The organism is Thalassospira sp. (assembly GCF_048059015.1).
Taxonomy (GTDB): domain Bacteria; phylum Pseudomonadota; class Alphaproteobacteria; order Rhodospirillales; family Thalassospiraceae; genus Thalassospira.
On sequence record NZ_JBLLNT010000015.1, the window covers coordinates 71,589 to 84,791 of the forward strand.

Here is a 13,203-nt window from a genome sequence, read left to right on the forward strand (position 1 = left end):
AAACATGTAATGCCAAAGGTATAGCGTCACCTACGCCAATGCCCCAGTTTTGCAATTTGGTACGTCTTGATGTAGCCCCCCTTTGGGGTGATCTGCAGGAAGTTGTATCCACCTTATGGAAAACAGGTTGTGCAAACCCAATTTTCAGGAGTGTAGTACGCGTCGTATTTTCACTCGTTACTGATCGCGATGACAGTTTTTGGGGACCAGATGCTGTCAGGCAACCGATAAATTGTCACCCGCCGCGTGTTGTTTGCTACCGATCGCTCGAACACGCACAGATGATTACGTATTAAGGCCGGATACAAAAAACCGTCATGGATATTGCTACACTAATTGGAATTGTCGCCGGGATGGGCGTTATTTTTGGCGCCATCTTGATGGGTGGCAGCCTTGATTCCTTTGTTGATGTGCCCTCCATCATGGTGGTGTTCGGCGGAACGGCCGCAGCAACACTGATCAAATTCCCGATGCGCGATGTTTTGAAATCGCTCAAGATCGGGGTTGGCATCGCTTTTAAAAACCCCAAGGAAGACCCGCTTTCGATTTACGAAAAGGCGCTTGAGCTTGCAGGTCTTGTGCGCAAGAACGGCCTTCTGGGTCTTGAGAATGTTGAAGTCGAAAACGAGATCATGGCACGCGGCATCCGAATGTGTGTCGATGGACATAGCGGCGAAGTGATCCGAAGCTCCATCTCAAGCGAGGTGGAAAAATCCATCCAGAATGACGAGATGGGCGAATTGATGTTCCGTGGTATCGGCGATACTGCCCCTGCCTTTGGCATGATCGGAACACTCGTTGGTCTGGTGCAGATGCTGGCCAACCTTTCGGATCCCGATGCAATTGGTCCGGCAATGGCGATCGCCATGTTGACCACGTTCTACGGTGCCGTGCTGGCCAACCTTATTGCCCTGCCGGTTGCCGATAAACTGGCCCTTAAGGTCGAACGGCTGAAAAACACCAAACAGCTGATCATTGAATCCGTTGTTCAAATTCAGGCCAGCCAAAGCCCGATGGTGATGAAGGAAATCCTAGGTCCATACCTTCCGGGTGGTATTCCTGCCGACCCAGAAGAAGGCGCTGCGTAATCATCATGGCTTTTGCTTTTATGGTAATGGGCTGATCCCATGGCAAAGAAACCCGCAGCAGGTGCACCGGCTTGGATGGCGACCTTCGCCGATCTGATGTCGTTGCTGCTTGTTCTGTTCGTGTTGCTGCTGACATTCGCAGAAATGGATGTCATCCGCTACAAACAGATTGCGGGCTCGGTCAAGGCGGCCTTCGGCTTTGCCAAGGAAGATCAGCTATCAGGCGTGATCGAACTTGACGGATCGATCATCGGCAAGTCCCTTAAGGCGCCGACACCAGATACCCCGCGCGTGGTAGCAGAAATTCCACCGGTTGAAACCCCAAAGGTCGAGACCGAACAAGGTGACAGCAAAGAAGAAAAAGCCGAGGCGCTAGAAGAAACGCTCAGCACTGTTCTAGAGAAAATGAACCTTGACGATCAGGTGGGTCTGGAGCGTATTGATGGTGACGTTGTCATGCGCTTCCCCAACGAATTGGCCTTCCCATCTGGTTCATCTGGCATGACCGAGGAATTTGCCGCCGTACTGAACCGGGTTGTCCCGGTGATCAACCAGACCGAGGGCGAGGTTTTGGTCGCAGGCCACACCGATAACATTCCGGTTTCGTCCTCCTCACCCTATATATCAAACTGGGACTTGTCGGCTGCACGCGCGACGTCGGTTTTGCATTTCATGATTGATCAGAACGGCACCGATCCCCGCCGAATGGTCATTCAGGGTTATGGCGAAAGCCGCCCGATTGCCAGCAACGACACACCAGAAGGCCGAGCTGAAAACCGGCGTGTCGAGATCACCATTCAAATGGTCGAAAGCAACCGATCGGAAGGCAGTAGCAGTTCCAGCACAGAAAATCTGGACGACAGTGCACCGGTAAATCCGCATGAGGATGCATTACCTGCTGACGAAGCGGGCGCAAGCAGCCAAAATAGTGGCGAGTCTCAAGACAGACGACGCACATTTAGCATTCCAACCGATCCCTGATTGGCCGCGCGCCCGGGGCTTCGGGCGAAGATAGACGGCGAATGAAGGGGAAGTCGCGCATCATGGCGATTGATGACAACAAAGACAAAACGATCCTCTATGCCGATTACAGCGAACGGAACATCCGCGCTGCAAGCTCTGCCATTAAACCCCTTGGTATTGGTAAATTCATTCAATGTGATGACCGCGAACGCACTGTCGAGCTGGTTCAGGAACTCAAACCTGATCTGGTTCTGATCGGGCTTTATCTTGACGGGATGCGCGGCATATCGACCATCCGTGCGATCCGTGAAGCAGCAACTACCACCAATCCCCATGGCCGCAACGTCCCTGTGTTGCTGGGTGCTCCAAAGCTTGACCGCCGTGGCATGCGTGATGCAGTTGATGCCGGGATCGAAGGCATTTTCCGTCAGCCGGTTGATCCGCAACGTCTGTGTAAGATCATCGAAACCGTTTTCAAAAAGCCGCGCCGCTTTGTGTTCGAGGACAATTATTTTGGTCCGGCCCGTATTCAGGATCTGGCCAAGCTGGGCATCAAGCCTGATGACGATGAAGCTGATAACGCCGAAGACGAGACCAAGGATGACGCTAGCGAACAGGGTCGCCGCAAAAGCGACCAGATCCGGGCCGCCGCCGGTGTCGTTTTAAAAAACAACGGCATGAAGCGCCCCGCTGGCAGCACCGCGCCCGCCGCACCCCAGGCATCAAAACCCGCCGCCACAGGCGTTGCCGGCAACCTTGAAATTGCCGATGTGCGCGCGACGCTGAATGGTGCCGGGCAAAAGTTTGATTCAGATGAGCTTGTTGGTGGTTCATCGGTGCGCGATCACAAGGAAGGTGCGCTTAACATCAAGGCCGCCAATTCAACACGTGACGTTCTTGCGCCCCAACCAGCAGCCCTGGCAATGCCCACTGATGAAGCCCCGCCGACCGAAGCTGAACCTGATGACGAACCGGTGGCGGAAGACGAAGAGCTTGTCGAGATTGATCTGCAAGAAGCGCTGATCAGTCACAAGCTGTGGGTCGATACCGGTGGCAAGGAAGGTTTGGTCATGTCGATTGAACATGCAGACCTTCGCGAAGCCGAGCTTGAAGGCATTGACCTTAGCCGCTGTGGATTGCCATTTGCCTGTTTCCAGCGAGCCAATTGCAAAAACGCTGTGCTGCGCCGTTGTAATCTGATTGCGGCCGACTTTGTTGAAAGCAATCTTGATAACGCCAATCTGGCCGCAAGCCGCCTTTCTGGTGCGCGCTTCCAGAATGCACTGCTGCGCAATACCGTGTTCCTCGGTTCGGATCTGTCGAATACGAGCTTCCGGGGATTGCAGCTGATTAATTGTGATCTTAGCGGCACCAACCTGTCTGGCGCTGATTTCCGTGATGCGGACTTAAGTGGTGCACGGGGCCTGTTTGCCGAGCAAATCCAGCGCGCACGCGTCAATGCCAATACCCGACTGCCCCGTGGTCTGAAACTGCGTGACTAGGGCAGCGATCTAGTTCCTCGTCAGATCGCAGCGCATATGCAGGCTGGGGAAACTGAAATCCGGCGCAAACGGGGCAGCAAATTCCCCGATCACTTCAAAACCAAGTTTCTCGTAAAACCGCTGGGCCGACAGGGTCGAATAGCATTCAAATTGGTGAACCCCGTTGATCTGTTTCGCATCGGCAACGCAGCGATCAAAAAGTGCGCGCGCAATACCTTTGCGCGTATGATCCGGATCAACGGCGAAATGCCGGACATGGGCAACGCCGGGTGATATGTCATCCTTTGTTCCCGGCCGGTTCATGGTCCAACCACCAGAACCGGCCAAAGCCCCATCTGCGGTCCTGGCCAGATAATAGGTCCCGGAACCCAAAAGATCAGGATTGGCATGGGCGAGAAACGCCATCGCACGATCAAGTGTCTTGGCGTCATATTCCCCGACCAACAATCGTGAATAGGATCGTTCAAATAGCGTCGTGACAGCAGGTGCATCCGAAAGTGTCGCAATTTCAATCCTGATGTCACTCATATCTGATCTACCTTCTGCCAAACATCTTTTCGATGTCATGAAGCTTCAGCTCAACATAGGTCGGGCGACCATGGTTGCATTGGCCTGAATGCGGTGTGGCTTCCATCTGACGCAAAAGCGCATTCATCTCATCGGCATTCAATTTCCGACCGGACCGCACCGATCCATGACATGCCATGGTCGCGCAGACATACATCAACCGGTCCTTAAGGGCCATGCCCTGCCCCAGTTCGGCAATCTCATCGGCCATGTCACGCACCAGCGCGCCAACATCAACTTTGCCCAGCATGGCAGGCACTTCGCGCACCACAATTGCGCCCGGCCCAAACGGCTCGATCACAAGACCAAGTTCTTCGAATTCTTCGGCACGTTCGGCGATACGATCAGCAGAAGCTTCATCAAGCTCGACCACTTCGGGCAAAAGCAAGCCTTGGCGCTTAACCCCGCTTTCGGCCAGATCGGCTTTCATCCGTTCATAGACAATGCGTTCATGTGCGGCATGCTGATCAACAATCACCAAACCATCGCGGGTCTGTGCAATGATGTAATTGGCATGGACCTGCCCGCGCGCAGCCCCCAGCGGATGATCAACAAACTTGCCTTCATCGGCGATGTTATCAATCCGGGCCGACGGTGCCGCCGCATCATAGCCGCCAGAAAGTGCTGCTGCGGCCGCTGCGGCAAACCCGCCCTCGCCCGCACCAGATGCCGGAGTACCACCAAACTCGCGCCCGCGGTCGAACAAGCCACCATACTGGCTGTTGGGGGCCTGGGCCGCGTAGTTCCGCTCCACCGCTGCATGGTTTGGGATGCTTGGTTGATATTGTCCGATGTTAAATCCGCTGCCGCCACCAGCTCTCGAAGACCCGCCATAAGGAAGTGAGGGTCCCTCACCTTCGCGGCGCACAGCGCCCAGCGCCATGTCGGCAACAGTCGTTGATGCGCGATGACCAGCCCCGGCCAGCGCGTGTTTCAGCGCACCGACAATCAATCCTCGTACCATTCCGGGATCGCGGAAACGGACCTCGGTCTTGCCCGGATGGACGTTGACGTCAACATCGCGCGGGGAAAGCTCAAAGAACAGGGCGAGTAACGGGTGACGATCACGCGCAAGGAAATCCTGATAAGCCCCGCGCACCGCCCCTTGCAACAGCCGGTCCTTTACCGGACGACCATTGACAAACATGAACTGCATCTGCGCATTGCCACGGTTCAATGTCGGCACACCGGCATAACCGGTCAGACGAATACCTTCGCGCTCAGCTTCGATCTGAAGCGCATTTTCCTGAAACTCGCGCCCCATAACCGCACCAAGGCGTTTAAGCCGCGCATCAAAGAAATCGCCTTCGCAGGCCGGGTAATTCAGGATGGTCTTGTTGCCATCACCGGTCAGGGTAAAGCCGACATCCGGGCGTGCCATGGCCAAACGGTCCATGATCTCGCGCGCATACATCTGCTCGGTCCGGGCGGATTTCAGGAATTTCAGACGGGCGGGCGTCGCATAGAAAAGATCCCGCACCTCAACGCGCGTGCCAAACGGATGGGCGGCCGGTTCAGGCTCCCCCTTTGCACCGCCCTCGATCGACAGGGTCCAGGCATTGTCCGAACCGCGCACACGGCTGGTCAGGCGCATGCGTGAAACCGAGCCGATGGATGGCAGTGCCTCGCCGCGAAACCCCATAAAGCCGATATTGAACAGATCATCATCAGGCAGCTTGGACGTTGCATGACGTTCAACCGCGAGGGTCAGTTCTTCGGGTGTCATGCCCTTGCCGTCATCAGTGATCGACAAAAGCGTTCTGCCGCCATCGCGCAGATTGACATCAACCTTGTTTGCCCCCGCATCCAGCGCGTTTTCCACCAGCTCCTTCAGCGCCGCAGCAGGGCGCTCCACCACCTCACCGGCGGCAATCTGGTTGATCAGGTTCTGTGGCAGGACGCGCAGGGTCATGAAGGCAAAGCTCGCGATATTCGATTGTTGATCTTGGTTGGGTTGAACCTATCAAAGCACAAAGCGCGGCGAAATCCCTTTCACCGCGCTTTGCAACTTTTTAGTCGACACTTGATTTCTAGAACGCCAATTCGCCTTCGGGCTTACCGACGACTGTTAGCGTGACATTGTCAGGATCCATCAGTTCGCCCGCGACCCGATTGACGTCTTCAAGCGTGACGGCTTCAACAAGGCTGTTGCGGCGATCAAGGAAATCCGTGCCAAGGTCTTCTTTCTGCATCCCCACCAACATGCCTGAAAGATTGCCAAGGCTGGTAAAGCGCAGCGGGAAGGCACCGGTCAGATAAGATTTGGCGTTATCGAGTTCTTCCTGACTGACACCGCGTTCTTTCATCTTGGTCCATTCATCCGAGACCAGAGACAAGCTTTGACCAATTGCGTCATTGCGTGTCGCGACCCCACCCATCATCAGATCGGCATGATCCAGATTGGCAAGATAGCTATAAACGCCATAAGCAAGGCCGCGCTTCTCACGGACTTCTTCGGTCAGACGTGACGAGAACCCGCCACCGCCCAGAATGTAGTTCATCACATAGGCGGCATAGAAATCGGGATCATGACGATCAATGCCCTTCTGCCCCCAGATCGCCTGACTTTGTGGCATGTCCTGTTCGACAATGTCGACTTTGCCAAAACTCGGCTTGGCAGCCGGGATGGTTGGAAGATCACTTTTGTCCGGCAAATGACCAAAGGCCTCGTCAAGGAGCGGACCAAGTTCCTTGGCCGTGATGTCGCCCGCCACACCGATAATAAGATTGTCTTTGGCAAAAGCGCGGTTAACAAAGCCACGAAAATCAGTGGCGTTCAAACTGCCAACGGTTTCAAAGGTACCTGACACCGGTCGGGCATAGGGATGGTCGCCAAAGATTGACGTAAAGAAAGTTCTGCTGGCGATATCGCCCGGATCATTTTCTGCACGCTTTAGCCCGGCAATGATTTGCGACCGGATACGTTCCACCGCCTCATTATCAAAACGCGGTTCTGAAAGCGCCAAACGCAACAGATCAATGCCGGTATCGGTTTCACGCGTCAACATGGTCAACGCACCGGAAAAATCATCGCGCCCGGCATCAAAGGACAGGCTGATCGACCGGTTTTCCATTTCACCGCGGAAGGTCTGGCTATCCATCTCGCCAGCCCCTTCGTCAATCAGGCCAGACACCATATTGGCAAGACCAAGCTTGTCCGCCGGATCGGTCGAAGCCCCTGCACCGACAAAGGTCATATCCATCGTGATCAGCGGGTTGAGGTGATCTTCGATCAGCCAGGCGCGAATGCCGCCATCAGAAACGACTTCCTGAACTTCAACCGCCTTGGCCGGGTTTGCCAAACCAAGCATCGTGACAGACGCAAACGCAATCCCGGCAACCGTTTTCATGAGATGGTTCATATCAATGTACTCCCCCGCCGGTATCTAGTGGGATGGCAGCGCCACGGCCCGTCACCGGTCCGTCCTTGGGTGGCATCAACCAGCCGGTCACGGACTTCTTGTCATCAAAGACGCGCTTGGCAGCGTCATTGACCTGATCAACCGTCACAGCCGAAATACGATCCGGCCAGCTTTCGACTTGATCGACACTTAGCCCCACAGCCAATGATTTACCCAAAACACGCGCACCAGCCGAAAGCGATGCGCGTGCAAAGACCGCACTATCGAGAAGCCGTTGCTTGGCAAGGGCAAGTTCATCCTCGGTCACGCCATTGGCAATCACGTCTTCGATCTGGGCATCAATCGCTGCTTCGAGATCAGCAAGCTCCACATCATCGCGCGGTACGCCGTAAACCCCAAAACTCGCCAAATCGACCGCAACCGGGTCGTAGAACGTCCCGACACTCGATGCGATGGACTGATCCACCACAAGCGACTTGAAGAAACGGCTGGTGGTGCCCGATCCAATGATTTCGCTAAGCACCTGGAGCGGGGCGGCATCGGCCGCATTGTCGCTGTTATAAGATGGTGCAAGGTAATAGCGCGTCATGGAAGCTTGGCCGACGCGCGGATCATGCATGGTGACTTTGCGCGGAGCATGTTGGGTCGGCTCCTTTACCCGGTTGCGCGTCATTTCCTTGCCGCGCGGGATGACACCATAATATTTCTCGGCCAATGGCATCAGCTCGTCCATGGTAATGTCACCCGCGACAACCAGGATCGCGTTATTGGGCGCATACCAATGGCGATAGAATTCAAGGGCGTCTTCGGTTGAAAGCTGCTCCATCTCGTTCAGCCAACCAATGATCGAGCGGCCATAGGGATGAGCCATGTATAGAGATGCACGGATTTGTTCGCCCAGAAGCGCACCGGGATTGTTATCGATCCGCGAACGGCGTTCTTCAATAATCACATCACGTTCGGGCAGGACGACATCGTCGCTCAGCTGAAGATTGGTCATGCGATCGGCTTCCATCTTCATCACCAGATCAAGACGATCACGGGCAATGTTCTGGAAGTAACCCGTGGTATCCCAAGTCGTGAAGGCATTGTCATTGCCGCCATTGCGCGCAACGATCTTGGAAAAGTCACCCGGGGCGATATCGTTGGTGCCCTTAAACATCAGATGTTCAAGAAAATGGGCGATACCCGACACACCTTGTGGCTCGTCGGCTGATCCGACCTTGTACCAGACCATGTGGGTCACGACCGGTGCGCGGTGATTTTCCACCAGCACGACCTGCATACCGTTATCAAGGGTGGCCGTTTGCGGGCTGAAGACAGCAGCAGTTGCCAAAGCGGGGCTCAACGTCACGGTCACGGCCGCAAGCCAGATGGCCAGCGCATGATCGCGGATCATTGATGTCGATAGTTTCGGAATTCTCATTGTGGCGTCCCATTCCAGGTCAGGCATGGTGGTGCAAAGAACTTGCTGCGATATCGGTCTTGATGCGCAAGGTGACAGATATCGAACAGGAATTTCTTAAGAACCGAATATGACAGAACAAGGGCGCGGAATGTCCGCGCCCTTGTTGAAATTCATCAAATTTTCGTGCGTCTTATCGCGCAGCAAATATCGGCTTAGAAGATATCTTCCAGCCAGCCTTTTTGCTTGCGTTCGATCACCGGCGTTGCTTCCCCGCCAGCCGCACTATCGCCAAGGGCCTGCTGGTCACGGATACGTTTTGCTTCTGCGGTCGGATCAACGACGGAACCGAATTCCGGCTTGTCCTGCCAGAACAGAAGATCGTCAATCACGCCTTCGCTTTCGGAAATAAAGATCGATGTCTCACGATCCACCGTGTTGCGGATTTCCGGATCGGCATATTGCGCCCCCGATGCCGACAGCAGAGCAACCTGACCGCGGCTACGCGATCCTTCGGTGATGTCGCGTTTTACAGCATTCGGATCATCGCCAACCAGAATGCGGCGTGCCTGATCAGTGGTCGAACCGGTCTGCGGACGGGCCGCACCGGGTTCTGGAACACGAAGAGTAAAATCAGGCGGCAGGCTGAGCGGTGCACGCGAGACAACAGCGAACTCGTCCGGGGACTGTTTGTTCAGCCCAAAGGTTTCACGCGTTGATTCGCAACCGGAAACACCAAGGGCAAGTCCACCCAAAAGCGCAATTTTAAACAGATTGGTTGTCAGTTTCCGGGCCATTTCCGCCTCTTACACACATCAGGACAGGTATCAGGTAATACCCATCAAACATTATCGTGCTGATTTTTTACCGCCAAAAAGGGAATCGATCAACAGTAGCGCAGCACCAACTGTAATTGCGCTGTCCGCCACATTGAATACCGGCCAGTGATAACCGGCAACATGAAGATCAATGAAGTCGGTCACAGCGCCGTGGCGCAAACGATCAACAAGGTTACCGATGGCCCCGCCAACGATAAAGGCCAATGCCAGACGCAGCATCGCATCGCGCGTGCGCCACATCCAGACACCAAAGCCGATTGTGATTGCAGCCGTCACCGCAATCATCACCCAAGGTGCCTGTCCCTGAAACAGGCCAAACGACACACCCGGGTTCCAGGCCAGAACAAAGTTCATGAAAGGCGTGACTTCAATCACGCGAAACGGATTGGACAAGCCATCAATGGCAAGTGCTTTGGTCCATTGGTCCACGCCAAACACGACCGCAATAACGATCAGACCCAGCACAAAGGCACGATGTTTCATCAACACTCTTTCTGGCTTGCCGGTAACGGGCCCGCAAGTAACGGGCCCCTACCAGTCGCAAGCTGCCTTATTCGGCAGCCGCAATTCCCATTTCGTCAACGGCATCTGCACAACGGTTACAGACGGTTTTATGTTCTGCGTGGCTGCCGACCTCTGGAAGGGTCTGCCAGCAACGTTCACATTTATCACCTTCTGCCAGTGCAGAAACAACGCCAACGCCCGAAACATCATCAAGGGTATAGGCACCTTCTGGTGCATCACCCGTGATCAGTTCGATGTCAGATGTAATGGCGATTTCGGCAAGATTAAGGCCGTTAAGCGCTTCGACATATTCAGCCGCCGCATAAACCTTAGGTGCCGCATCAAGGCTTGCGCCAATGCGTTTCTCGGCACGTTCAAGTTCAAGCGCACCAGTGACAACACGACGGAGCTTGCGGATCTTGGCCCATTTCGCAGCCAGTGCTTCGTCCTTCCAGCCATCCGAAACCGTGTTGAAGGTTTCGTAATGAACCGAGCTGTCCGCACCATAACGTGCACGCCATGCTTCATCTGCGGTAAAGCAAAGAACCGGCGCCAACCAGCGAACCAGGCAATCAAACACGCGATCCATAACGGTACGTGCCGCACGACGGCGCAGGCTGCTTGGCGCGTCGCAATAAAGCGCGTCCTTGCGGATATCAAGATAGAAGGCCGACATGTCGAGCGCACAGAAGTTGTGCAGTTCGATGAACATGGTGTGGAAGTCATATTCCGCAGTCGTCTTGCGCACCAGATCATCGAGGTTACTCAGACGATGCAGGACCCAGCGTTCCAGTTCCGGAAGCTCGTTATCAGCAACTTTTTCAGCTTCGTTGAGGCCATCAAGGTTACCCAACAGGAAGCGCAGCGTGTTCCGCAGGCGACGATAGATGTCCGAGTGACGTTGGATGATTTCATGGCTGATGCGCAGATCATCATGATAATCCGAGCTCACCACCCAAAGACGCAGGATATCGGCACCAAGCTTGTCGATCACATCGTTCGGCGCAATGACGTTGCCAAGCGATTTGGACATCTTGCGGCCATCACCATCAAGCACGAAGCCGTGGGTCAGAACCGCTTCATACGGTGCACGACCGCGCGTACCACAAGATTCAAGCAGCGAGCTGTGGAACCATCCGCGATGCTGATCCGATCCTTCAAGGTACAGGTCAGCCGGCCATTTCAGGTCCTGGCGCTCTTCAAGCACGAATGCGTGGGTCGAACCAGAATCAAACCAGACGTCAAGAACGTCGGTGACCTGTTCGAAGTCATTAGCATCGTATTTGTCGCCAAGGAATTCCTGCGGATCGCGGGTAAACCATGCATCGGCACCTTCTGCGCAGAAGGCTTCGTACACGCGGTCCAGAACGCCCTGATCGCGCAGCGGCTGACGGGTGTTTTTATCGATAAAGACCGTGATCGGAACACCCCATGCGCGCTGACGCGATACGCACCAGTCCGGACGGTTGGCGATCATGGAATGCAGACGGTTGCGACCACCTTCCGGCACAAAGCGGGTTTCATCAATCGCCTTAAGCGCCTTTTCACGCAGGTCGTTGTCCTGCATGGAGATGAACCACTGCGGCGTGGTGCGGTAAATGATCGGCGCTTTGGAACGCCAGGAGCACGGATAGGAGTGCTTCAGACGACCGCGCGACAGGAGGGTGCCGGTTTCGATCAGCTTGGCAATGACCGCTTCGTTCGCATCACCTTCCTTGCCGTTTTCATCATAAACGCGCTTGCCCGAGAACATCGGAACGGTCGGATAATAGGCACCGTCACCATCGATCATTTCCGGAACTTCAAGACCGTATTTCAAACCGGTCTGGTAATCGTCCGGACCATGGGTCGGTGCGGTATGGACAAAGCCGGTACCGGTATCGGTCGTGACGTAATCAGCAGCGAGAAGCGGCACGTCAAAGTCATAACCCTGACCACGGAACGGGTGAGCCGCAAGCGTGCCTTCAAGTTCAGCCCCCTTGAAGGTACCAACAACTTTATGACCGGTGATACGACCGTTCTTGCAGAGATCTTCAACAAGATCGGTACAAACAGCCATTTTCTCGCCAACGGTCGCCCAGGCTTCTTCAGCCGTTTCAGTGACTTCGATGACGGAATATTCGATCTCCGCCCCATAGGAAATCGCACGGTTGCCCGGGATGGTCCAAGGGGTAGTGGTCCAGATCACGATGGTTGCGTCTTTAAGCGCATCAACCTTGGTCTCGGTGACCGGGAAACGCACATGGATCGTTTTGGATGTATGGTCGTGATATTCGACTTCCGCCTCGGCAAGGGCGGTTTTCTCAACCACCGACCACATGACCGGTTTGGAGCCCATATAGAGCGAACCGTTCATCAGGAATTTGCCAAGTTCACGGGCGATAGAGGCTTCTGCCTTGTAATCCATAGTGACATAGGGGTTGTCCCAGTCACCCATCACGCCAAGGCGTTTAAACTCTTCGCGCTGAACATCAAGCCACTTCTGAGCAAACTCGCGGCATTCCTTGCGGAACTCGGCAATCGGAACATCGTCCTTGTTCTTGCCCTTCGCACGGTATTGCTCTTCGATCTTCCATTCAATCGGAAGGCCGTGGCAATCCCAACCCGGAACGTAAACAGCGTTCTTGCCCATCATTTGCTGGGAACGGGTGATCACGTCTTTAAGGATCTTGTTCAGCGCATGACCAATATGCAGGTGGCCGTTCGCATAGGGAGGGCCATCATGCAGGACAAACATTTCACGATCAGCCGAAATACCGCGAATTTTGCCGTAGAGATCCTCTTTCTTCCACTGCTCAAGCAGGGTGGGCTCCATCTTTGGCAAACCCGCCCGCATCGGGAAATCGGTCTTGGGCAGGATAACGGTCTTTTTATATTCGACACTCATCGTGACGGTCCTGTGGTCTTGAACAAATTAAAAGGGCGAACCCCCGGTGAACTCGCGAAAAAGCGCGCGGATCATAGCGGGTTCGT

At 54.8% G+C, this 13,203-nt stretch carries 10 protein-coding genes; 3 read left to right on the forward strand and 7 right to left on the reverse strand.

What is annotated here, in order from left to right; genetic code table 11:
* Positions 1-317: 317 nt before the first annotated feature.
* Genes ACMZ66_RS18525 through ACMZ66_RS18535 form a run of 3 tightly spaced genes read left to right on the forward strand, consistent with a single transcriptional unit; the run spans position 318 to position 3,553 of the window.
* Positions 318-1,088 carry a motility protein A gene (locus tag ACMZ66_RS18525; protein WP_416939467.1) on the forward strand — a complete coding sequence of 257 codons (771 nt, stop codon included), beginning with the start codon at positions 318-320 and terminating at the stop codon, positions 1,086-1,088.
* Positions 1,089-1,127: 39 nt separating this feature from the next.
* Positions 1,128-2,069: an OmpA family protein gene (locus ACMZ66_RS18530; protein WP_416939469.1), complete on the forward strand. Its 942-nt coding sequence runs from the start codon at positions 1,128-1,130 to the stop codon at positions 2,067-2,069.
* Between the two features lie 41 nt (positions 2,070-2,110).
* Positions 2,111-3,553, forward strand: a complete 1,443-nt coding sequence (locus tag ACMZ66_RS18535) for a pentapeptide repeat-containing protein (RefSeq protein WP_416939471.1) — start codon at positions 2,111-2,113, stop codon at positions 3,551-3,553.
* A 9-nt stretch (positions 3,554-3,562) separates the two neighbouring features.
* On the opposite strand, the gene ACMZ66_RS18540 is transcribed toward ACMZ66_RS18535, so the two are convergent.
* The 7 genes from ACMZ66_RS18540 to ileS form a co-directional block, all read right to left on the reverse strand.
* The gene (locus ACMZ66_RS18540; RefSeq protein ID WP_416939472.1) at positions 3,563-4,081 is read right to left on the reverse strand and encodes a GNAT family N-acetyltransferase; all 519 of its coding nucleotides are present in this window, start codon (positions 4,079-4,081) and stop codon (positions 3,563-3,565) included.
* 7 nt (positions 4,082-4,088) lie between these two features.
* Positions 4,089-6,032: a DNA mismatch repair endonuclease MutL gene (gene mutL, locus ACMZ66_RS18545; protein WP_416939474.1), complete on the reverse strand. Its 1,944-nt coding sequence runs from the start codon at positions 6,030-6,032 to the stop codon at positions 4,089-4,091.
* Positions 6,033-6,150: 118 nt separating this feature from the next.
* Positions 6,151-7,482 carry a M16 family metallopeptidase gene (locus tag ACMZ66_RS18550; RefSeq protein WP_416939476.1) on the reverse strand — a complete coding sequence of 444 codons (1,332 nt, stop codon included), beginning with the start codon at positions 7,480-7,482 and terminating at the stop codon, positions 6,151-6,153.
* Between the two features lies 1 nt (position 7,483).
* Positions 7,484-8,908 (reverse strand): M16 family metallopeptidase, encoded by a 1,425-nt coding sequence (locus ACMZ66_RS18555; RefSeq protein WP_416939478.1) that lies wholly within the window; start codon positions 8,906-8,908, stop codon positions 7,484-7,486.
* 194 nt (positions 8,909-9,102) lie between these two features.
* Entirely contained in the window at positions 9,103-9,684 is a 582-nt protein-coding gene (locus tag ACMZ66_RS18560) for a DUF3035 domain-containing protein (RefSeq protein WP_416939480.1), read from the reverse strand.
* Between the two features lie 51 nt (positions 9,685-9,735).
* A complete protein-coding gene (gene lspA, locus ACMZ66_RS18565) occupies positions 9,736-10,209 on the reverse strand; it encodes a signal peptidase II (RefSeq protein WP_416939482.1) in 474 nt (157 codons plus the stop codon).
* Positions 10,210-10,276: 67 nt separating this feature from the next.
* The gene (ileS, locus tag ACMZ66_RS18570) at positions 10,277-13,117 is read right to left on the reverse strand and encodes an isoleucine--tRNA ligase (protein ID WP_416939484.1); all 2,841 of its coding nucleotides are present in this window, start codon (positions 13,115-13,117) and stop codon (positions 10,277-10,279) included.
* Positions 13,118-13,203 lie beyond the last annotated feature (86 nt).

Coding starts and splice junctions, on each gene's coding strand:
- ACMZ66_RS18525 (WP_416939467.1), top strand. CDS start 318: ATGGATATTGCTACACTAATTGGAATTGTCGCCGGGATGGGCGTTATT.
- ACMZ66_RS18530 (WP_416939469.1), top strand. CDS start 1,128: ATGGCAAAGAAACCCGCAGCAGGTGCACCGGCTTGGATGGCGACCTTC.
- ACMZ66_RS18535 (WP_416939471.1), top strand. CDS start 2,111: ATGAAGGGGAAGTCGCGCATCATGGCGATTGATGACAACAAAGACAAA.
- ACMZ66_RS18540 (WP_416939472.1), bottom strand. CDS start 4,081: ATGAGTGACATCAGGATTGAAATTGCGACACTTTCGGATGCACCTGCT.
- mutL (WP_416939474.1), bottom strand. CDS start 6,032: ATGACCCTGCGCGTCCTGCCACAGAACCTGATCAACCAGATTGCCGCC.
- ACMZ66_RS18550 (WP_416939476.1), bottom strand. CDS start 7,482: ATGAACCATCTCATGAAAACGGTTGCCGGGATTGCGTTTGCGTCTGTC.
- ACMZ66_RS18555 (WP_416939478.1), bottom strand. CDS start 8,908: ATGAGAATTCCGAAACTATCGACATCAATGATCCGCGATCATGCGCTG.
- ACMZ66_RS18560 (WP_416939480.1), bottom strand. CDS start 9,684: ATGGCCCGGAAACTGACAACCAATCTGTTTAAAATTGCGCTTTTGGGT.
- lspA (WP_416939482.1), bottom strand. CDS start 10,209: ATGAAACATCGTGCCTTTGTGCTGGGTCTGATCGTTATTGCGGTCGTG.
- ileS (WP_416939484.1), bottom strand. CDS start 13,117: ATGAGTGTCGAATATAAAAAGACCGTTATCCTGCCCAAGACCGATTTC.